General features: G+C 38.9%; 17 protein-coding genes and 1 pseudogene. 10 read left to right on the plus strand and 8 right to left on the minus strand.

Going from position 1 to position 18,532, the window contains the following annotated elements:
• Positions 1-165: 165 nt before the first annotated feature.
• From HWX04_RS03735 to virB11, 5 genes are read left to right on the plus strand one after another with little or no spacing between them, the layout of a single operon-like run.
• Positions 166-309, plus strand: coding sequence for a TrwH protein (locus HWX04_RS03735; RefSeq protein ID WP_175868913.1), 144 nt, complete (start codon positions 166-168; stop codon positions 307-309).
• Complete coding sequence (locus tag HWX04_RS03740) at positions 306-1,007, plus strand: VirB8 family type IV secretion system protein (protein ID WP_175868879.1); 702 nt, start codon at positions 306-308, stop codon at positions 1,005-1,007. The genes HWX04_RS03735 and HWX04_RS03740 overlap by 4 nt, the downstream gene beginning before the upstream one ends.
• 13 nt (positions 1,008-1,020) lie before the next feature.
• Positions 1,021-1,827 (plus strand): P-type conjugative transfer protein VirB9, encoded by an 807-nt coding sequence (gene virB9 / locus HWX04_RS03745; protein WP_175868880.1) that lies wholly within the window; start codon positions 1,021-1,023, stop codon positions 1,825-1,827.
• A complete protein-coding gene (virB10, locus tag HWX04_RS03750; protein ID WP_175868914.1) occupies positions 1,827-2,972 on the plus strand; it encodes a type IV secretion system protein VirB10 in 1,146 nt (381 codons plus the stop codon). The genes virB9 and virB10 overlap by 1 nt, the downstream gene beginning before the upstream one ends.
• The gene (gene virB11, locus HWX04_RS03755; protein ID WP_175868881.1) at positions 2,947-4,008 is read left to right on the plus strand and encodes a P-type DNA transfer ATPase VirB11; all 1,062 of its coding nucleotides are present in this window, start codon (positions 2,947-2,949) and stop codon (positions 4,006-4,008) included. Before virB10 ends, virB11 begins: the two co-directional genes overlap by 26 nt.
• A 2,037-nt stretch (positions 4,009-6,045) precedes the next feature.
• On the opposite strand, the gene HWX04_RS03760 is transcribed toward virB11, so the two are convergent.
• From HWX04_RS03760 to rimM, 7 genes and pseudogenes are all read right to left on the minus strand, one after another.
• Positions 6,046-6,825, minus strand: a complete 780-nt coding sequence (locus tag HWX04_RS03760; protein WP_175868882.1) for a succinate dehydrogenase iron-sulfur subunit — start codon at positions 6,823-6,825, stop codon at positions 6,046-6,048.
• A gap of 14 nt (positions 6,826-6,839) precedes the next feature.
• On the minus strand, positions 6,840-8,684 hold the full coding sequence (gene sdhA, locus HWX04_RS03765) for a succinate dehydrogenase flavoprotein subunit (RefSeq protein ID WP_175868883.1): 1,845 nt from the start codon (positions 8,682-8,684) through the stop codon (positions 6,840-6,842).
• Between the two features lie 6 nt (positions 8,685-8,690).
• The gene (gene sdhD, locus HWX04_RS03770) at positions 8,691-9,077 is read right to left on the minus strand and encodes a succinate dehydrogenase, hydrophobic membrane anchor protein (RefSeq protein WP_175868884.1); all 387 of its coding nucleotides are present in this window, start codon (positions 9,075-9,077) and stop codon (positions 8,691-8,693) included.
• An 18-nt stretch (positions 9,078-9,095) separates the two neighbouring features.
• A complete protein-coding gene (sdhC, locus tag HWX04_RS03775; RefSeq protein WP_175868885.1) occupies positions 9,096-9,497 on the minus strand; it encodes a succinate dehydrogenase, cytochrome b556 subunit in 402 nt (133 codons plus the stop codon).
• Positions 9,498-9,974: 477 nt separating this feature from the next.
• A pseudogene (gene rplS / locus HWX04_RS03780) lies at positions 9,975-10,414 on the minus strand (50S ribosomal protein L19).
• 209 nt (positions 10,415-10,623) lie between these two features.
• Positions 10,624-11,322: a tRNA (guanosine(37)-N1)-methyltransferase TrmD gene (trmD, locus tag HWX04_RS03785; protein ID WP_175868887.1), complete on the minus strand. Its 699-nt coding sequence runs from the start codon at positions 11,320-11,322 to the stop codon at positions 10,624-10,626.
• Positions 11,323-11,609: 287 nt separating this feature from the next.
• Positions 11,610-12,155 (minus strand): ribosome maturation factor RimM, encoded by a 546-nt coding sequence (gene rimM, locus HWX04_RS03790; protein WP_175868888.1) that lies wholly within the window; start codon positions 12,153-12,155, stop codon positions 11,610-11,612.
• Positions 12,156-12,286: 131 nt separating this feature from the next.
• Here rimM and HWX04_RS03795 point away from each other — a divergent pair, with 131 nt between their 5' ends.
• Positions 12,287-13,108, plus strand: coding sequence for a SapC family protein (locus HWX04_RS03795; protein ID WP_175868889.1), 822 nt, complete (start codon positions 12,287-12,289; stop codon positions 13,106-13,108).
• Positions 13,109-13,111: 3 nt separating this feature from the next.
• Positions 13,112-14,080 (plus strand): tyrosine recombinase XerC, encoded by a 969-nt coding sequence (locus HWX04_RS03800; RefSeq protein ID WP_175868890.1) that lies wholly within the window; start codon positions 13,112-13,114, stop codon positions 14,078-14,080.
• Positions 14,081-14,100: 20 nt separating this feature from the next.
• On the opposite strand, the gene HWX04_RS03805 is transcribed toward HWX04_RS03800, so the two are convergent.
• Complete coding sequence (locus tag HWX04_RS03805; RefSeq protein WP_175868891.1) at positions 14,101-14,373, minus strand: BolA family protein; 273 nt, start codon at positions 14,371-14,373, stop codon at positions 14,101-14,103.
• Positions 14,374-14,498: 125 nt separating this feature from the next.
• On the opposite strand from HWX04_RS03805, the gene HWX04_RS03810 reads away from it, so the two are divergent.
• The 3 genes from HWX04_RS03810 to cobT all read left to right on the plus strand — a co-directional run bounded on the left by HWX04_RS03810 (position 14,499) and on the right by cobT (position 18,197).
• A complete protein-coding gene (locus HWX04_RS03810) occupies positions 14,499-15,119 on the plus strand; it encodes a J domain-containing protein (RefSeq protein ID WP_175868892.1) in 621 nt (206 codons plus the stop codon).
• Positions 15,120-15,302: 183 nt separating this feature from the next.
• Positions 15,303-16,283, plus strand: a complete 981-nt coding sequence (gene cobS / locus HWX04_RS03815) for a cobaltochelatase subunit CobS (RefSeq protein ID WP_175868893.1) — start codon at positions 15,303-15,305, stop codon at positions 16,281-16,283.
• 15 nt (positions 16,284-16,298) lie between these two features.
• Positions 16,299-18,197, plus strand: coding sequence for a cobaltochelatase subunit CobT (cobT, locus tag HWX04_RS03820; RefSeq protein ID WP_175868894.1), 1,899 nt, complete (start codon positions 16,299-16,301; stop codon positions 18,195-18,197).
• The last annotated feature ends 335 nt before the right edge of the window (positions 18,198-18,532 follow it).

An 18,532-nucleotide genomic window follows, 5' to 3' on the forward strand; every position in this document is an offset into this window, starting at 1 on the left:
GCAATAATGATCAAAAATGTTAGAATACATCTAACAACAATAAAGAGTAATCTTAAAATGAAAAATATCATTCTTATAATTTTGATTGCAAACCTTTTATCGGCCTGTGCAATAATGATCAAAAATGTTAGAATACATCTAACAACAATAAAGAGTAATCTTAAAATGAAAAATATCATTCTTATAATTTTGATTGCAAACCTTTTATCGGCCTGTGCATTAGCACCAAAGCTAAAGCAACCAAATGAGAGAAATCGTGTGCCTATTAATAATACAATCCCTGCCGAAATTAAGCGAGGAGACAGATGAAAAAAAAACAAGCAAAACCAGTGAAAGCCGAACAGCTTAGCAGTTATTATGAAGAAAGCCGAGGTTTAGAACGCGATCTTATAAATGAATTTATAAGATCGCGTAGAACGGCGTGGCGTGTAGCGAGTGCTGTTGGTCTTTTTGGCTTATTCGGTATGATATGTGGAGTTATTGGATTTTCTCAACCAGCTCCAACTCCCCTAGTGTTACGCGTTGATAATACAACGGGTGCAGTTGATGTTATCTCGATCATGCGTGAGCATGAAGAAAGCTATGGTGAAGTTGTAGATAGATATTGGCTTAACCAATATGTGCTTAACCGCGAAACTTATGACTACGATACCATTCAGCTGAACTATGACACAACAGCACTTTTAAGTGCTGCATCTGTTCAACAAGAATATTATAAAATTTATGAAGGAGAAGAAGCACGAGATAAAGTGCTTTCCAATAAAGCACGTATCACAGTTAAAGTACGATCAATCCAACCTAATGGACTCGGTCAAGCAACTGTACGTTTTACGACACAACAACTTGACAGCAGCGGCTCTCCTTCTGGACCAAAACAACACCAAATCGCAACAATTGGCTACACCTACGTCGGTGCACCCATGAAATCATCTGATCGATTGCTTAACCCTCTTGGTTTTCAAGTAACAAGTTACCGTTCTGACTCGGAAATATTGTTGAATGATTAAGGGATTGATTGTCATGAAAAAACTTGCTTTCGTTGTTCTATTATCTTCGTTTTCTTCTCTTTATACGATACCTGTGCAGGCGCTCAAAACTCCATCAAATTCACAATATGATCATCGTATTCGCTATATAACGTATAACGAAGCTGATGTGGTTCAAATTGAAACAGTACTTGGTGTGGCAACGCATATCATTCTTGAAGAAGGTGAACAGTATATCACCCATGCCTTTGGTGATTCAGAAGCCTATGCTTTTGCTCATAAAGGGCGGCATATTTTTATTAAACCAAAAGCAGAACTTGCCAATACCAACCTTATTGTTGTAACCGACAAACGGAGCTATAAATTCCGACTACAATTTCGAAATGACCGTGCGGGATCGACCTATGAATTGGCTTTCCATTATCCCGATTCAACGGATGAAAAGTCAGAAGAGAACAATCGGCGTCTTGCAATTGAGCGTGGTTTTCACCAAAGCGTAAAAGGTTATAATCTCAGTTACACCATGAGCGGTCACCAAGATATTGCACCGATAAATGCTTGGGATAATGGGCGTATTACTTACTTCAAGTTTCCTGCCAACATGGATATGCCATCGATTTATTTTGTAGACGCTGAAGGAAATGAAAGCTTAATACCACGCACTGTTATCGGTAGTTCTAACGATATTATCGCCGTTCATAAAGTCAATCCTAAATGGATCATACGGCTTGGTAAACGCGCCCTAGCTGTTTTTAATGAAGCCTATGATCCTAATGGTATACCAAACACAACGGGAACGGTATCTTCAGTGGTTTATCGTATTAATAAAGGAGGAAAATGATGTTTGAAAATAAGGAAGGAGATGAAAAAGGTAGAAAACCGGATATAGAGCAAAAACATATTGAAGATGCTTATGGGAGCTCCGAACTAGGTTCAGAAAAACGTCCAATAATTCCAGGTGCTCGTGCATTGTTAATAGTAGGACTCGTTGTCATAATAGCGATACCGATTGCTCTGACTTGGAAAGCGGTTAAAATGAATAATGCTGTAGAAATTGAGGAGGAGAACCCTCAACAAACGGTACAACAAGTTATACCAAGCTATATTCCTCGGATTATAGAAGAGCCGAAACCTGTAGAAGAAATAGAAAAACCAATACAAACAGAAGAATCAAGCCTAGATATTTCACCAGCCTTAGCTAAACTTCTCCAAACAACTGTTCCCCCACATATGCTCCAAGATTCTGAAGAATTAGCACGCAAACGTATGCTCAGTTCTAGTCTCAACAATGATGGGGGTGAAGGATCTACGGAGACAAACAATAAGGCATCGAATGATGACAGTGGTGCATTAAATCTCCAACCTGTACGGTTAGGCCAATCTCACGCAGCACAACTTCGTAACCGTGACCTTTTGATTACGCAAGGAACGCAAATAGATTGTACATTGGAAACAAAGATCATCACATCACAACCTGGAATGACGACTTGTCATTTAACGCGTGATATTTATTCCACAAGTGGTCGTGTTGTTTTGCTCGATCGTGGTTCTAAAGTTGTTGGTTTTTACCAAAATGGCTTACAACAAGGACAAGCGCGTGTGTTTGTACAATGGTTACGCATTGAAACACCTTCTGGTGTTATTGTCAATCTTGACTCACCCAGCACAGGTCCTCTTGGTGAAGCGGGTATTGGCGGCTGGGTCGACCAACACTTTTGGGAACGATTTGGTAACGCAATTATGGTGAGCATCATCGGTGATTTAGGAGAATGGGTGAAAGGAAAAGTTTATAAAAGTAGTAAAGAAAATAATAAAGAGAATTCACAATCTCAAGGTGTTCAGAATGCTACATCAGTAGTGGCTGATGTTCTGCAAAATACCCTCAATATCACCCCAACACTTTACAAAAACCAAGGCGAACGAATAAATATTTTTGTTGCTCGCGATCTGGATTTCAGCGATGTCTACAGTCTCGTCACACGTTAACCCAATACAAAAAGATCAAGCAGTTTCTCAGCTTTTGCAACCGCTTGATCGTTTCTTAGAAGATCCGAAGATCACTGAATTATCGATTTGCCGCCCCTGTGAAGTATGGACAAAAAGCTTCAACGGGTGGCAGGTCCATAGCGTACCAGAGTTAACAACAGCTTTTTTGCAAACGCTTATTACAGCTATTATCGTTTATAACGGTATAGCTCCTAGAAGTATTAATTATGTGCTCTTGCCTGGTGGACAACGTGGTACAATTATCCAAACACCAGCTGTCATTGATGGCACTCTTTCCTTTGTAATTCGTAAACATTCTCTTATCGTTAAGACGTTAGAAGAACTCAAAGAAGAAGGGGCATTTGATGATTTTTCCGATGTAAGTTTTAATAAGCCTTCAGCAAAAGAAGCCAATAACTTGTTATCAAAGCAGGACTTTACACGATTGGAACCATTTGAAGTTCAACTCTTACAACATAAACGTGAGGGAAAAATTCTTGAGTTTTTGGAAGAATGCGTCCTTTACAAACGCAATATTATCATTGCAGGCAAGACAGGATCTGGTAAAACAACATTTGCCCGCTCACTCATTGAAAAAGTTCCTGTAGAAGAGCGTATTATCACGATTGAAGATGTTCACGAGCTTTTTCTACCCAATCACCCTAATCACGTAAATATGATTTATGGTAATAATATGGGGCGTGTTTCAGCTGAAGAATGCCTAGATGCATGTATGCGTCAATCACCTGATCGAATTTTTCTTGCTGAATTAAGAGGCAATGAAGCATGGGAATATCTCAATTCACTCAACACGGGTCATCCTGGATCGATTACAACGACGCATGCCAACAGTGCTTTGCAGACATTTGAACGATGTGCCACCTTGATTAAAAGATCAGAAGTTGGCCGCCAACTCGAGATAGAAATGATAAAGATCGTTCTTTATACAACAGTTGATGTCATATTGTTCTTTAAAGATAGAAAACTCACTGAAGTCTTTTACGACCCGATTTTTGCTAAATCAAAAATCGCTTAAGGGAAAATCTTTTGATAACAGTACACAAACAAAAAGAGCCGTAAAAATTGATTACGGCTTTTTATTATATATCCCCTCTTTTTTGCTCCTCCAGTACATTTTCTACACTTTTCACGAAAAAAGATTCTTATTCTATACCAAATTGTAAACAATCAAATTGCTCTAAAAAAAGCTTTACTCACGATATCACGTGGGACTCATATCCTCACCTTCAAAAACAATGTTCATAAACTATATAGACACATCCTACTCATAAATATTACTGCCCTCTTCTCAATATCTCAAAGAGCAAAAGTTCCGACAAGCATAGATTGACCATCCAACTTCTTAATTCTCATCACATTTATTTATAAAGAATGTTCATTGTCTTGCATATTAGATAAAAGATCTTAATATTGTAGAATTCTCTCATTCCAAATTTGTTTATATTGAATGAACCAAAACAGCTTGCGTGTATGTTACTAAGAGTAGGGAAAGCCTGCGTGTATAAAACTATATAAGAAAGCATTAAAAATGCCTCTTATGAAGCATCTCAAACGCTAAAGATTAACATTGAGAGCTAAAAAAGTATATGCTGGTGCTACTTAAGCGTAAAGATGTAGTTGTTCTATAGATTTATATTATTTCCATGGGGGCTTTATCGTTATACCATTCACGAACAACATCGCAAAATGGGTGGTGACAAGCGAGCTTGATTTTTCACCATGATTTTTTTCTGAAACCAGTCGTAGTCCTCTTAATATGAATTTCCTATCACAATATATAGAGAGAAGCGAAATTAAAAGCCTATCTACATAGATTTTGTTCTAATTTACATGATTGACTAGCAGGCTCCACCGAACACCATCCCAAAGAATAAAGCTTTTTAATCCACGCCAATCTGTAATTCATCTCCTTTCCCGGCAGTTTTCACCTTCTAAACACTTTATCACCACATCTCAAATGATGATATTTTATGGAATAACAGAATAAAAACCCAAGTAATGACAGATTATATCTGTTAATACTCGGCGGGCTTTTTTATGTTTAAAAATATCTCTTATACAGAAAAATAAAACACACTTTCTTTAATGATTGAATTCTTTTGACTTAAAACCAGCCTACAAACACCGCTTATTTCACATTCACAAGACATGTTCCTAAAATTTCAACTATCGTTTTCTAAACTTTTAGAAAAACCTATAAATTTGATATTTTCTCAAAAGCCTTTTATGGGCTCTCTAATAAATTTAAATCGTTTGACATTACAACAGTTTTAAACGATTTCCCCCATTAATTATATGATCTATCACAATAATAGAGAGTGATTTTATATTCTCCAATTTTGAGAATTATAAATTTTATTTTTTAATGCGATTAACAATCGAATCCCTAAAATAAAATATGACATTTAAAGATATGTGATGATGGTATCAAAATCGCCCAATCATTGAATATCAGCAGTATTTTCGATATTATAATAAACATCGAAAATTATGGACTGTCGTCACGCCTTTGTATTTCATTTGAATGATTTACAGGCGTTATAATATTTGTATTATTCTTTGTTTTTTGTGCTCTATTGATAAAGTAATTTTTTATAAAAAACGCTCAATTGAATCATGCAATWAAAGTAAGAATTTTGATACGAATTTAATAAAAAACATGGCATATCATTTTTGCATAGAATACTGTTTAAGTGCTTATTTTACCCTCAAGACTCATGCCTTTTTAAGGAAAGAATAATTATGTTGAGCATCTTATGAAAGCCAATAAATTTTTTCAGAAGACTAAATCTCAAAAAGCACAAAAAATACAATTTTTCGTGTTTCACTTTACTTTTCATGAATCAATCAATTTGCACAGATAGTATTTAATCATGAGTTTTTTCTCAGCCATTCATGAGCAAAGATTGCTTCTACAAGAATTCATTCATTTTTAGAACGATTATCGTGACTACCGTTCTTCATAAGAGGCCAATGCGCTTTTAGAGATTAAATCTCCAAAGGCACATACTATTTCTAGGCTTGACCTTTACTTTCATGAATTCGTCATTCTTTAAAGGCGGCGTTCAACCATGAGCTTTTTAATTTCAGCAATTGCTTTTGCTGGATTTAATCCCTTTGGACAGGTTTGTGCACAATTCATAATCGTATGACAGCGATAAAGACGGAAAGGATCTTCTAAATTATCAAGACGTTCACCACACATCTCATCACGTGAATCCACAATCCAGCGATAAGCTTGGAGCAAAACAGCAGGGCCCAAATAACGATCACCATTCCACCAATAACTTGGACATGATGTTTGGCAACAGGCACACAAAATACATTCATAAAGACCATCAATTTTTTGGCGGTCAGCGTAACTTTGTAACCATTCTTTTGCAGGTTCAGGCGAAACAGTTTGCAACCAAGGTTCAATGACTCGGTGTTGTGCATAAAAGCGCTTTAAATCAGGAACCAAATCTTTCACAACCGGCATGGAAGGCAAAGGATAGACCTTAATAGGGTGTTTTACATCATCCATACCTTTGGTACAAGCCAATGTATTGGTTCCATCAATATTCATGGCACAAGAACCACAGATGCCTTCACGGCATGATCGGCGAAGTGTCAAAGTTGGGTCAATATGGTTTTTAATAAATAAAAGCCCATCAAGAATCATAGGACCACAAGCAGAACGATCCACATAATAAGTATCCAGATGTGGATTTTCTTCATCATCAGGCGACCAACGATACACATGAAATTCTGTCAGTTTTGTTGCACCTTCAGGTTTAGGCCAAACCTTTCCAGGTTTTACTTGAGAATTTTTGGGAAGCTTAATTTGTACCATATTTCATTCTCCCCTTAATAAACCCGTTTTTTAGGTGCAATGCGCTTTAAATCGATCCCACCATCAGCTTCAGCTGTTAACGGCTCCACATGAACAGGTCGATATGATAACGTCACCTTACCTTCTTTTGACAAATGTGACAGCGTATGTTTTCGCCAATTTTTATCATCACGCTCTGGATAATCTTCACGGGCATGAGCACCACGGCTTTCTAAACGTGCTTGTGCAGAATGAACAGTCACAATTGCATTCGCCATAAGATTTTCAAGCTCTAATGTTTCCACCAAATCAGAATTCCATATCAGAGAACGATCTGTAACTTTAAGATCAGACAATTCCCCCCAGATTTTATTCATCCGTTGACATCCTTGTTGTAAAGAATCTTCTGTACGGAAGACTGCTGCATATTCTTGCATTGTGCGTTGCATTTTTTCACGCAAAAGAGCTGTTGGTATCGCTCCTTGCGCAAAACGTAAACGATCAAAACGCGCCATAATTTTGTCAACCGCTTCTTCATTCAAAGGTGGAATTTCTGCATTACGATCAATAACTTCACCCGCACGAATGGCAGCAGCACGCCCAAACACCACAAGATCAATCAATGAATTTGATCCCAAGCGGTTAGCACCATGAACAGAAGCACATCCCGCCTCTCCTACCGCCATCAACCCTGGTTGAATACGATCTGGTGAATCAGCCGTTGGATTGAGAACTTCCCCGTAGTAGTTGGTCGGAATCCCGCCCATATTATAATGAACCGTTGGCAAGATGGGGATTGGTTCTTTTGTTACATCCACCCCTGCAAAGATTCGGGCGGATTCGGAAATCCCTGGTAAACGCTCATGCAAGATTGCAGGATCAATATGATTGAGAACCAAATGAATATGATCCTTTTTAGGTCCAACGCCACGCCCTTCACGAATTTCAAGCGTAATACAACGCGAAACCAGATCGCGTGAAGCCAAATCCTTAAAGGAAGGTGCATAACGCTCCATAAAGCATTCACCCTCAGAATTAATTAAATAGCCCCCCTCACCACGAGCGCCTTCTGTAATGAGACAGCCAGAACCATAAATTCCTGTAGGATGGAATTGCACAAATTCCATATCCTGAAGGGGTAATCCAGCCCGTGCGATCATTCCACCCCCATCACCCGTACAAGTATGTGCCGATGTCGCGGAAAAATAAGCACGTCCATAACCACCGGTCGCAAGAACGACCATTTTAGCAGAAAAACGGTGTATTGTACCATCATCGAGATTCCATGCCACAACTCCTGTACAAACCCCATCCGTCATGATGAGATCGAGCGCAAAATATTCAATAAAAAATTGCGCATTATGCTTTAAGCTTTGTCCATAAAGCGTATGCAAAATGGCATGTCCTGTACGATCAGCCGCTGCACAAGTCCGTTGAACAGGTGGGCCTTCACCAAATTGTGTCGTATGTCCACCGAAAGGACGTTGATAAATTTTTCCTTCTTGCGTTCGCGAAAAAGGAACGCCATAATGTTCTAATTCATATACAGCAGCAGGGGCATTACGCACCAAATATTCCATTGCATCAGTATCACCCAACCAATCAGAACCTTTCACGGTATCATATAAATGCCACTGCCAATTGTCAGGCCCCATGTTTGAAAGCGATGCAGCAATCCCCCCTTGTGCTGCCACCGTGTGTGAGCGCGTTGGAAAAACCTTCGTGATACAAGCTGTTTTTAATCCTTGTTCTGCCATTCCCAGTGTTGCACGTAATCCTGCACCACCTGCCCCAACAACAACAACATCAAATTTATGATCTACAGTACGATAAGGGGCATTACCTGCTTTAACGCCCAAAGATGATCTTGTACCCGCCATATTTGTTTACCCCCCTAATGCAATTTTCAAAAGAGAAAAAATAATGACACCGCCCATGAAAAAACAAAATAAAATATTCAATATCAAAAAGAATAACCGGAAGCCTTCGCGTGGAATATAATCTTCAATCACCACCTGCATAACAAGTTTCATATGATAAAAGACTGAAAGAGTCATCAATCCCATCAAAACAGCAACAACAGGATGTGCAAGCCTTGCACGTACAATACTATAGTCCTTGCCCACAAGCGAAAGAATAAGAACAATAAAAAATATCAAAAGCGGTAGATTGATAAACCCTGTCAAACGTTCTAACCAAAAATGCTCTGTTCCTTCATGAGCACTCCCACGCCCCCGTACTTTTCCAAGTTCCGTTCGAAAATCTTTTTTCATGTCTCTTTTCACCCCCAGCTAAACAACGGTATATCCAATAATCCAAATTGCAAAAGTAACAATAAGAGAAATAAACACGGTTGCCCATGCCACCACGGTTGCTTTTTCTTTCGCCAAAAGGGAAGGATTCAAATCCCAAACAATGTGGCGAACACCACCAACCATGTGATGAACCCCTGCCAAAGTATAAAGAAATAAAATACACAATCCAAACCAAGAACTATAAATCTCTTGAACCGTTCTGAACGCCTCCTCGCCACATGCAATAGCAATTAACCAAACAGCAAAAAAAACCGTTCCAACATAAAGGGCCATACCCGTAATACGATGTGCAATGGACATGGCCATAGTAATTGTCCAACGATAAATACTTATATGAGGGGAACGAGGGCGCTTTTTTATCCTAGTTTTTTCTGTCATAAAATATCCTGACCTGGTTTTTACAACCGCAATGAACGAGAAAGTTCATACAAAATGATCCAATATATTATCTCGTTTTCACTTGTTTGGCATCTCAAGATACCGATACTACAGGTCGGTTGTCTCAAATAACGGATTAAAGGTCACGCATAAAAAAACCGATTACTCCACGGGTATGAACCGCAAAACTTGCTTTAATCTAATACACTTTCATCTTAACGTCAAAGGTCTAATATCTTTTATCAAATATAAACAGACATTTTTTCAAACGATACTTATCCCGTTTGAGTATCCACGACATGTTCAATGATACTCTGCACCTCACCCAATTATTAAGAATAAAAAAAGAGACAAAATTTGGATAGGTTAAATATTTTTATGTCCCCTCCAAACCTTTCAAATAACAAAACGAATCATAAAAGATGCAAATAAGCGGCCTGAAAGCCGCTTTTGTATAAAGTTTAACTGATATAATTTTTACTCAGCAACTTGCGTTTCAACATCTGCGTTTACAAGTTTTTTTCTACTTTTTCAACGCCCTTTTCACCCTTTTTTCGATAATCTCTCTTTTCAGCAATACGGGCAGCTTTACCTCTCAAACCACGAAGATAATAGAGTTTTGCACGACGCACTTTACCACGACGCACCAGCTCAACAGCTTCAATCAAAGGAGAATAAACAGGGAATACACGTTCGACCCCTTCACCATAAGAAATCTTGCGTACTGTAAAGGTCTCATTCAACCCACCGCCTGAACGCGCAATACACACCCCTTCATAAGCCTGAACACGCGTCCGCGTACCTTCCGTCACACGCACCATGACACGAACTGTATCTCCTGGTTTAAAGGCTGGAAATTGGCGCTTTTCTTCAATTTTTGCACATTGTTCAGCTTCAAGCTGTGCGATAATATTCATTTTTTTATCCTTCATGTTCTTTATCGAACAGTCAGAGCGCTCAACTCTTACCCAAAAAGCCTTATACTACGAAAAGATGCTCTTTAAGCTATGCCTTACACAGGAGCGAATACACCATTCCTTCATTTTAATTTTGGAACTACAGAAAACCTTTTATTAAAAACTCTTTAAAAAAGAGAGCCATGCAATACACTACCTTATCCTATGAATCAAGTTTTCTGACGATTTTTATCATAACGCGCATAAAGATCAGGACGACGTTGACGTGTTAACAATTCAGCTTGTCTTTGACGCCAATCTGCAATCGCCTTATGATGCCCTGAGGTCAACACGGGCGGAATTTCTCGTCCTTCGAAAAGAGAAGGACGCGTGTATTGCGGATGTTCCAGCAAACCATTCTCAAAGCTTTCACACTTTGCAGAAGCTTTATTCCCCATCACGCCAGGAAGAAGACGTATAATAGCATCTAAGATAACCAGTGCAGCGGTTTCACCACCGGAAAGAATATAATCACCAATAGAGACTTCTTCTAATTTCCGTGCTTCGATGACTCGCTCATCAACACCTTCAAAACGTCCACAAACCAATGTTACGCCCGAATCAGCAGCCAAACGACGCGCATAAGCTTGATCAAAAGGGTGCCCACGTGGACTCATCAATAATCTCGGTGAATCCTGTAGACAACCATCAAGCGCAGCCGCCAAAACATCCGCCCGCATCACCATACCAGCCCCCCCACCAGCGGGTGTATCATCAACGCTATGGTGTTTATCCAAAGCGAAATCTCTAATCTGCACTGTCTCCAGTGACCAAATTCCACGCTCTAAAGCTTGCCCTGCTAAAGAATACCCTAAAAAACCAGGAAACATTTCAGGATAAAGAGTTAAAATGCGCGCCTGAAACTTCATTTTTATTTTTTCATCCTCATCTTATTCAACAAACTCTTTTAAATCAAAATGGCACAAATCAGTTCAGTATAACGCTATAACATTAATTTGAATCCTCTTTATCTGCGCCATACTTAATAGGCTCCTTCTCTTAACTTGCAGTTTAAAAATAAAGACTCTAAAAATTCAGAAATATCTTAAGGTAAAGCGCTATAATATCTACTCAAAAGTGTATTCTTACTATTTTCATACTTTTCACTTTTTATTGACGAAATTCGTCAGTTATTTTTTAGATTCACGCCATTTCCTTATTGATCATTTTCTCCCCCATCGCTAAGTCCAGCAGCTATCGGATCAACAATAAGAAAACCAGAATCCATACAAATTTCTGGTACCGCCACCTTACTAAAGGGAATAAGCACTTTTTTGCCTGTATTCAAACGTATTTCAAGCAAATCACCAGCCCCGAAATTGAAAAACCCACTTACTTCACCTAAGATTTTTCCCCCATATTCTTGAACACGCAAACCTATTAAATCAACTTGATAAAACTCATCCTCGCTCAAATCATCAATCAATTGATCACGCATCACATAAAGGCGAATACCTTTTAAAGACTCGGCATCATTACGATTATTAATCCCTTTAAAACGTACAATCGCGTTATTTTTTTGTGTGCGAAGAGTTACAATTTCATAAGAACGTCCCATATCATCATAAAGAATCCCATAAGACTTGAAACGCTGTGGCTCGGCACTTAAAATTTTAACAAAAACATCTCCTCTTATACCGTGAGGCATACCAATAATGGCAAGATAGACTTTATTTTTCAGCTTTTCTTCATTATACTTCATGCAAAAACATCATCTCTCGAAAATGAACCCTCAATCTTAACCATTTCTATTCAATCTTGTTGCCATATGAGACAATCTTCCCAAAAGACCTTTCTTGGTAACAAAAACAAATCAATAAAGGAGAAAGTCTTATGGCAAATATTATGCTATTTTACAAAGATATCACGCCAATCAACAAAGTTTCCCATAAAAATCTAAAATTTGCACCGCCAAGCGATATGTCTTTTGCCAAAGATACGCACTGGGTTCCTTTAGCAAGTACTGAATATTTTCAAGCAGCATTAGACTATCCTATTTTGTTTATGTGCGCCGAAGATGAACAAAAAAAACGGCACTATACTTCCGCCGCTCTTGTCGGTCTTTCGAACGACGAAAATGACTATATTGCCTCTGATAAAAGTTGGAAAACCAATACTTATGTTCCTGCTTTTGTTCGTCGTTATCCATTTGTTTTAGCACAAATTAGTAATGAAAAAGAGCTTTCTGTTTGCTTCGATCAACAGTCAGGGATGTTTAATGAAGTCGCAGGAACAGAACTTTTTAATTCTGATGGCTCTATTTCTCCTTTTATGGAAGAACGGATTCATTTTCTTGAAAGTTTTAAAATCGCTATGGAGAAAACCTCTGAATTTATTGATGCCCTTGTGGAAATGGATCTTCTCAGTCAAAAATCAATCAATGTGAAAAACGATGAAGGTCTCTCAGCACAATTAGAAAATTTTTGGGTTGTTGACGAAGAGAAGTTGAATAAATTATCGGCAAGCCAACTTGCCAAGCTTCATAAAAATGGCTTTTTAGGATTAATTTTTGCGCATTTGATGTCAACGCATAATCTTTTAAAAATACTCTCTCTCAAAGGTGAAAAACAACTTATCAACCGCGAAGAGCAATCTGAAAAAAATAATGGTCACGTCGACGATGAAAAATCTAAAAAGAAAGAAACCCTCAACTAGATAATGCCTATAAAAGTCGACAAGAGAAAAGATGAAAATCGTCCTCTCATTCCAGCAGACCATGCGATTTTAACCGCAAGGAAAAACTGGTTAGAGTGTCTTATAAAAACACGTCGTATGTCTGCAAAAACAGTGCAAGCCTATGAACGTGATACGCGGCAATTTTTATCTTTTCTCTGTCAACACTTAAGCCATGCACCAACCCTTACAGATCTTGCTCATTTACGTGTCAGTGACTTGCGTGCTTATCTTGCTTATCGACGTACAAACAACGTCAGTGCACGTTCTTTAAGCCGCGGGGTAGCAGGTATCCGTTCTTTTTTCAGATACCTATCGCGCGAAGGTATCGTCAATATTCCCGCTGCTCAACTTATCCGAAGCCCCAAACATCCAAAATCGCTTCCAAAACCTTTAGCGATACAATCAGCCCTCCACATCGTCAAACAAGAAAATCAACTGGAAAACAAGCCTTGGATTAACGCGCGTAATGCGGCTGTCCTCATGCTTCTTTATGGCTGTGGAATGCGAATATCAGAAGCCTTAAGCCTCACACCAGAACAATTTTCTGATCCTGGAAAAACAAGTTTATTCATAACAGGAAAAGGAGGCAAAACACGCCTTGTCCCTCTCATCAAAATTGTTTACGAAGCTGTACAACATTATCTCAAATGCTGTCCATATCCTTTAAGAGATAACCACCCCATGTTTCGCGGTGCGCGAGGTGGTACTCTACAGCCTGCTATCATTCAAAAAACTGTACGCAACTTACGTACAAGTCTTGGTTTACCAGAAACGGCCACCCCCCATACACTACGCCATTCTTTTGCCACCCATCTTTTATCAAGAGGGGGAGATTTGCGAACAATTCAAGAACTTCTTGGGCACACGAGTCTTTCCACCACACAAACCTATACCCATGTCGATACAGAACATTTGTTGGAAATTTATCAAAAGGCGCATCCTCGTTCTTAAAAACGCCTTATCAAAAAAAATTAAAGCGTTTTAACCTCAAGGGCCAAGGCATGAACACAAGTCGCTAACTCTTCTTTTAAGACTTGATAAATCGCTCGATGGATTTCTACGCGCGTCATATTGGAAAAAGAAGAAGATAAAATTTTCACGCGAAAATGTGTTTCTCCTTTACCATCAAAAGCATGTTCATTATGAGGATGCCCTTCATGAAGATGACTCTCGTTCATCACTTCAAGTTTCTGCGGATGAAAAGCATCTTGAAGCTTTCTTTTGATGATTGTTTCTATAGACATTTTTCATTCCTTAACAAAATTAAAAGTGCAATAATACACCTTCTTCATAACCAAATTAACTGTGCAAACAAATTTTTTAAAAGTCAATTCTTGTAAAATTAATTAATTTTGCATAAACCAATAATATGGCAATAACATCTAAATTATTCGATTCAATCCGCATAAGCTCAAATAAAAAACAAAAATCTGAGCCAGAAGCGCAACAGTGTCAATGGGAAGGTTGTGAAAAGACAGGGACCCATAAAGCACCAGCAGGTCGAAATCACGAAGGACAATATCTACATTTTTGTATTGAGCACGTGCGTGCTTATAATAAAAATTTTAATTACTTTTCTGGTCTTAGCAATCAAGATATCGCAAAATTCCAAAAAGATGCGCTCACAGGGCATCGTCCAACATGGCCTACAGATCTTAGCAATGGGACAACGAAAAAAACCGCAGCCGATTATGCAAAGATTCGCTCTGGAACAGCGGCTTATCAAAATCGTATGCGCGATCCCTTCACGCTTTTTACTAAACGGCATTCAAGCAGTAATTTCTCACGAAAATTAAAGCCCTTAGAGGCAAAAGCTTTTGATACACTGGGGCTACAAGCAAATGCTTCAGCAGAAGATATAAAAATGAAATATAAAGAGTTGGTAAAAAAGCACCATCCTGATTCCAATGGTGGTAATCGTGCTTCAGAAGAGCGCTTTCGTGATGTTTTGCATGCTTATAATTTGCTCAAAAAATCTGGTTTGTGCTGAAAAAATACGCTTGCATAAAACATTATTGTCTTCACAAAACATGATAGAATAGATGAAAAAGATCGCCTTCATCTCATCTTTCTTCATCTCTAAAGCTCTCGTTATAGAGCATTGCATAAATGCTCTAACTCTTGTATCGTTTTCTCATGAGATAAATAGCGTCCTTTCCTTACCAGACACATCATGACAAATCTTATCGTTGAAAATACACCTGATATTACACTTTGCGCTCGCGATCTATTTCATATTGATACGGATATGAAAGTCCCTGCTTTTAGTACAAAAAGCCCGCATGTTCCTGATATCGATCCCGATTATCTTTTTGATCCGCAAACAACTTTAGCAATTCTTGCAGGTTTTACTTTTAACCGTCGTGTCATGGTTTCCGGCTATCACGGAACAGGGAAATCAACGCATATTGAACAAATTGCTGCCCGTCTTAACTGGCCTTGTCTTCGCATTAATCTCGACAGTCATGTAAGTCGTATTGATCTTATAGGAAAAGATGCGATTGTTTTAAAAGATGGCTTACAAATCACTGAATTTAAAGAGGGCATTTTGCCATGGGCTTATCAAAATAATATTTCTCTTGTTTTCGACGAATATGATGCGGGGCGTCCCGATGTTATGTTTGTCATCCAACGTGTTCTTGAAAGCTCTGGAAAACTAAGCTTACTTGATCAAAACCGCGTTATCTCTCCTCATCCAGCATTTCGTCTTTTTGCAACAGCCAATACTATTGGTCTTGGCGATACAACAGGGCTCTATCATGGCACCCAACAAATCAATCAAGCCCAAATGGACCGCTGGTCTATTATTACAATCTTAAATTACTTACCCCATGATAAAGAGGTTGATATTGTTTGTTCAAAGGTCAAATCTTTTCAAACGACTGAGAGAAAAAAGACAATTTCACAAATGGTTCACGTTGCTGATATGGTCCGCCAAGCATTTATCAATGGAGATCTTTCAACAGTCATGAGCCCACGGACTGTCATTACTTGGGCAGAAAATACCACAATTTTTCAAGATATTGGCTTTGCCTTCCGGTTAACCTTTCTCAATAAATGTGATGAACTCGAACGTGCCACTGTCGCAGAATTTTATCAACGCGCCTTTGGACAAGAGCTTCCCGAATCACTCATGCAGGGTGTCTTGTCTTAAAGGAACATGTCAATTATGGCGATCGCCCCTGACGACAATAGCAAAAATCAAACAAACAATCTTCCCCCCAATACGCTTGATCGTGGAGCTTTTAAGAAAGCTCTTTCCACCTGTATGCGTGCCATTGCAGGGTCATCCCACCTAGAAATTTCCTTTAGTCCCAACAGACCATCTTTGAGCGAAAATTATGCATGTTTACCAGAATTACCACAACGCGCTACAGATAAAGATATCACCATTACCCGCGGCTTAGGTGATTCCATGGCTCTGCGCAAAGCATGGCATGATAACCGCATTCACATGCAGTTTGCGCCAGCAGAATCAGAAGCACGGGCTATCTTTGATGCCCTCGAACAAACACGTGTTGAAGCTATCGGTACTCTAGCCCTAGAGGGACTTGCAAAAAACCTTGATGTCATGCTCGCCGATAAATACAAAAGAGCCCATTATGAAAAAATTAGCAACCAAAGTGAAGCCCCCATCCAAGAAGCGATTGCTCTTTTATTGCGCGAAAAAATAACAAAGCGCGCTCCCCCAAAAGAAGCAGGTCCTGTTTTAGAACTGTGGCGCCAAGAACTTGAACAAAAAGCCGCAGCTGAACTCAATGCACTCACACATCATATTTATAACCAACAAGCTTTTGCACAGATCGTGCGCCAAATGCTTGCTACACTCAAAATAACAGTGCAACAAGATGAAGATTCTGACAATGAAAACAATAAAAAATTAAAAAACGAATATGAATCTCAAAACCAAACAGAAGAAGAAAGTAAAAACAAAAAACACGCTCAAAGTGAAAAACAAACCAGCACTGAACAAGAAAGTGATGTACAAGATGAAGGAAAAACACTAGCAACACAAACAAACGACAATGATCAAACTGACGGCGAGCAGAAAAATGGCCCTTGGCAAGAAAAGCCGAGCAAACCCAAACGTCTTTTTTCCGATTCAGAACAAATGGAAAAGCTTGGCAATTATAAAATCTTCACTCGTCAATTTGATGAAATTTTGGAAGCAACCGATTTTTGTTCTGAAAACGAATTAGATCACTTACGCCGTTTTCTTGATAAGCAAATCAATCATCTTCAAAACATTGTTGGACGTTTAGCCAACCGTCTCCAGCGGCGCCTTATGGCCCAACAAAATCGCAAGTGGAACTTTGACCTTGAAGAAGGATATCTCGATACGGCACGGCTTCCACGCTTGATTATTGATCCCATGCAACCCCTTTCTTTTAAAATAGAAAGCAACACCCAATTTCGGGATACGGTTGTTTCACTCCTCATTGATAATTCTGGTTCAATGCGCGGACGTCCCATTAGTGTTGCCGCAAGTTGTGCTGATATTTTGGCACAAACTCTTGAGCGTTGTGGTGTAAAAGTTGAAATTTTAGGTTTTACCACCAAAACTTGGAAAGGGGGAAAATCACGCGAAAAATGGCTGAAGCAACATAAACCTCATCATCCTGGACGCCTTAATGATTTGTGTCATATCATCTATAAAAGTGCCGATACGCCATGGCGGCGCGCACGCCGCAATTTAGGTTTGATGATGCAAGAAGGATTATTAAAAGAAAATATTGACGGAGAAGCTTTAATTTGGGCGCATCAACGCCTTTTATCACGGCGTGAACAACGTCGCATTCTCATGGTTATTTCTGATGGTGCCCCTGTTGACGACTCAACATTCTCAGTCAACGCCAGCAATTATCTAGAAAAACATTTACGCGCAGTGATTCAAGAAATTCAAACCCATTCCCCCATCGAGCTCATTGCCATTGGAATTGGTCATGATGTCACACGTTATTATCAACGTGCTGTAACAATTATGAATGCCGAAGAACTTGCAAACGCTATAACAAAACAACTAGAAGCCCTTTTTAGTGATAAAACACCCAAACTTTATAAGAAATAACCCCGCTTTAAATCAGCAATAGATTGATTTATAATGCACATCTAGCTTTATTCAACGTGAATGAGAATCCAGAATACCTTACAATTCTTTCATTTCAAATCTGTGCCACATTGAAGCAAGCAAAATCATTTGCTTGCACATGACAAGCAGTGCCGGAAAGCATAATTCTATTTTAAAGAAACATTTCACTTTACTTCCAAACATGTTTCACAAAAGCGCCTATGAATAATATTGAGTTTAAAATCCATTCAGTATCACCATTTTTACGCTCGAGAAAAAGAAAACCGATACCATTATTATGCTTGCACCCAATATCCCGAAAAAACTTGAAATTT

It is taken from the genome of Bartonella gabonensis (genome assembly GCF_903679515.1).
GTDB lineage: Bacteria > Pseudomonadota > Alphaproteobacteria > Rhizobiales > Rhizobiaceae > Bartonella > Bartonella gabonensis.

What these genes read in the sequence shown, in the direction of transcription:
- HWX04_RS03735 (WP_175868913.1), top strand. Translation starts at nt 166, where the DNA reads ATGAAAAATATCATTCTTATAATTTTGATTGCAAACCTTTTATCGGCC.
- HWX04_RS03740 (WP_175868879.1), top strand. Translation starts at nt 306, where the DNA reads ATGAAAAAAAAACAAGCAAAACCAGTGAAAGCCGAACAGCTTAGCAGT.
- virB9 (WP_175868880.1), top strand. Translation starts at nt 1,021, where the DNA reads ATGAAAAAACTTGCTTTCGTTGTTCTATTATCTTCGTTTTCTTCTCTT.
- virB10 (WP_175868914.1), top strand. Translation starts at nt 1,827, where the DNA reads ATGTTTGAAAATAAGGAAGGAGATGAAAAAGGTAGAAAACCGGATATA.
- virB11 (WP_175868881.1), top strand. Translation starts at nt 2,947, where the DNA reads ATGTCTACAGTCTCGTCACACGTTAACCCAATACAAAAAGATCAAGCA.
- HWX04_RS03760 (WP_175868882.1), bottom strand. Translation starts at nt 6,825, where the DNA reads ATGGTACAAATTAAGCTTCCCAAAAATTCTCAAGTAAAACCTGGAAAG.
- sdhA (WP_175868883.1), bottom strand. Translation starts at nt 8,684, where the DNA reads ATGGCGGGTACAAGATCATCTTTGGGCGTTAAAGCAGGTAATGCCCCT.
- sdhD (WP_175868884.1), bottom strand. Translation starts at nt 9,077, where the DNA reads ATGAAAAAAGATTTTCGAACGGAACTTGGAAAAGTACGGGGGCGTGGG.
- sdhC (WP_175868885.1), bottom strand. Translation starts at nt 9,497, where the DNA reads ATGACAGAAAAAACTAGGATAAAAAAGCGCCCTCGTTCCCCTCATATA.
- trmD (WP_175868887.1), bottom strand. Translation starts at nt 11,322, where the DNA reads ATGAAGTTTCAGGCGCGCATTTTAACTCTTTATCCTGAAATGTTTCCT.
- rimM (WP_175868888.1), bottom strand. Translation starts at nt 12,155, where the DNA reads ATGAAGTATAATGAAGAAAAGCTGAAAAATAAAGTCTATCTTGCCATT.
- HWX04_RS03795 (WP_175868889.1), top strand. Translation starts at nt 12,287, where the DNA reads ATGGCAAATATTATGCTATTTTACAAAGATATCACGCCAATCAACAAA.
- HWX04_RS03800 (WP_175868890.1), top strand. Translation starts at nt 13,112, where the DNA reads ATGCCTATAAAAGTCGACAAGAGAAAAGATGAAAATCGTCCTCTCATT.
- HWX04_RS03805 (WP_175868891.1), bottom strand. Translation starts at nt 14,373, where the DNA reads ATGTCTATAGAAACAATCATCAAAAGAAAGCTTCAAGATGCTTTTCAT.
- HWX04_RS03810 (WP_175868892.1), top strand. Translation starts at nt 14,499, where the DNA reads ATGGCAATAACATCTAAATTATTCGATTCAATCCGCATAAGCTCAAAT.
- cobS (WP_175868893.1), top strand. Translation starts at nt 15,303, where the DNA reads ATGACAAATCTTATCGTTGAAAATACACCTGATATTACACTTTGCGCT.
- cobT (WP_175868894.1), top strand. Translation starts at nt 16,299, where the DNA reads ATGGCGATCGCCCCTGACGACAATAGCAAAAATCAAACAAACAATCTT.